Source organism: Zavarzinia sp. (assembly GCF_049306435.1).
GTDB lineage: Bacteria > Pseudomonadota > Alphaproteobacteria > Zavarziniales > Zavarziniaceae > Zavarzinia.
In genome coordinates, this window is sequence record NZ_JBAQRT010000274.1 from 1 (window position 1) to 1,851 (window position 1,851).

Sequence of the window (1,851 nt, forward strand, 5' to 3'; positions counted from 1 at the left end):
GCACCCGGCGCAGCAGGGCGCGCAACTGCCGGCGCAATTCGCCCTGGTTCAACAGATGGCCGACCATGTCCAGCCGGCGCTCGATCGCCGGAACCTCGGTCAGCGGCGCCGAGAGATATTGCTTCAACAGCCGGGCGCCGGCACCGGTCACCGTCTCGTCCATGAGGGCGAGCAGGCTGCCGCTCCGACCGCCGTCCGGCCCCTGGATCAGCTCGAGGCTACGCCTTGTCGCGGCGTCGATCGCCATGCTCGACCCGCCGGCGAGGCGCCGGGGCGGCCGCAGCCGGGCGAGGCGGCCTTTCTGGGTCAGCTCGACATAGGCGAGGACAGCGCCGAGGGCCGAGAGTTCGGCGCGCGAGAAGGTGCCGAAACCATCCAGCGTGCCGACGCCGAAGACTTCGCGCAGGCGCCGCTCGGCCGCGCCGGAATCGAAGCGGGCGGCGGGCAGGGGTGACAGCCGGTCGTCGAAGGCGCCGTCGAGGGCGAGAAGCGCGGGCTCGTCCAGCCGCCGGTCCGAGACCAGCAATTCGCCGGGCGCGATCCGCGCCAGCTCGGCGCCGAGCTGGCCGGGCGCGACGGCGACGACTTCGAACAGCCCGGTCGAGACATCGGCGAAGGCGAGGGCGAGGCGCCCCTCCGCCCCGCCGAGGGCGGCGAGAAGATTGTTCGAGCGCGCGTCGAGCAGCGTCTCCTCGGTCAGGGTGCCGGGGGTGACGATGCGGATCACCTCGCGCCGGACCAGGGTCTTGCCGGCGCGTTTCCGCGCTTCCGCCGGGTCTTCCGCCTGTTCGCAGATCGCGACCTTGAAGCCCTTGCGGATCAGGCGCGACAGATAGGCGTCGGCGGCATGGACCGGCACGCCGCACATGGCGATATCCTGGCCGAGGTGCTTGCCCCTTTTGGTCAGGGTGATGTCGAGGGCGGCGGAAGCGGCCTCCGCGTCCTCGAAGAACAATTCGTAGAAATCCCCCATGCGATAGAACAGCAGGCAACCCGGATGGGCCGCCTTGATGCCCAGGTATTGCTGCATCATCGGGGTCGCGCCGGACAGGTCCGCGACATCGGATTCGGTAAGGTCAATCTCGCTCGACATGGCGCGTAACTTAAGCGGCGACCGGCTCAAACCAAACGGGAAAGATGGCGCCGTCCGTCGATCACACGGACGATCTCAACCGTCTCGACCGGCCCCTCGTCATCGGGGGCGAGGCGGTAGAGGATCAGCCAGGCGCCCTCGATCAGACAGCGATAGCCGGTCTTGATATCGTCGCGTCGGGGGCCGAGGCGGGGAATGGCGCCGAGGTTGTCGATCCGCCGCCGCAAGGTCTGATAGACGCCGGTCGCGGCGACCGGATTGTCGGCGGCGATGAAACGCCAGATCGACCGCAGGTCGTTTTCGGCCCGGGGCCGGATGACGACAGACGCCATGGTCAGGCGCTGGCCTTACGCCTTCTCGCTTCCGCGATCATTTCATCGAGAATTCTGTCGCCGTCGAAGGGCACTGCCGGTCCGCTTGCCTCGCCTTCGTCGATCATCTCGCGTAGTCGGGCGATGTCGGCCAGATACCGCTCCCGCCCATATTGCCAGTCGCGAAGCGCGTCCCGGACGATTTCGCTGATCGTCGCATATTGGCCGGAGTCGACCGCAGCCTTCATTTGGGCCAGTTGCTCGGCGGTGACGGCGATGCTGATCTTCTGAATATCGGCCATGGGGTGCCCCTTTCGCATCGGGTAGCAAATCTTACTACCTAATACGATCATTGCCTACCGCCGGGCGAAGAAGGCTTCGATGTTGCGGGCGGCGGTCTCGACATGGGCCTGCGCGATCCGGGCCGCGCCTTCGGCGTCGCCCGCG

2 protein-coding genes and 1 pseudogene are annotated in these 1,851 nt (G+C 67.7%); all 3 read right to left on the reverse strand.

Annotated features, from left to right (window positions below):
• Positions 1-1,093, reverse strand: a pseudogene (locus tag WAZ62_RS15450) (DNA mismatch repair protein MutS); the annotation flags it as partial.
• 26 nt (positions 1,094-1,119) lie between these two features.
• Complete coding sequence (locus WAZ62_RS15455) at positions 1,120-1,425, reverse strand: type II toxin-antitoxin system RelE/ParE family toxin (RefSeq protein ID WP_422644428.1); 306 nt, start codon at positions 1,423-1,425, stop codon at positions 1,120-1,122.
• A gap of 2 nt (positions 1,426-1,427) precedes the next feature.
• The gene (locus WAZ62_RS15460) at positions 1,428-1,706 is read right to left on the reverse strand and encodes a ribbon-helix-helix domain-containing protein (protein WP_422644429.1); all 279 of its coding nucleotides are present in this window, start codon (positions 1,704-1,706) and stop codon (positions 1,428-1,430) included.
• Positions 1,707-1,851: the final 145 nt, after the last annotated feature.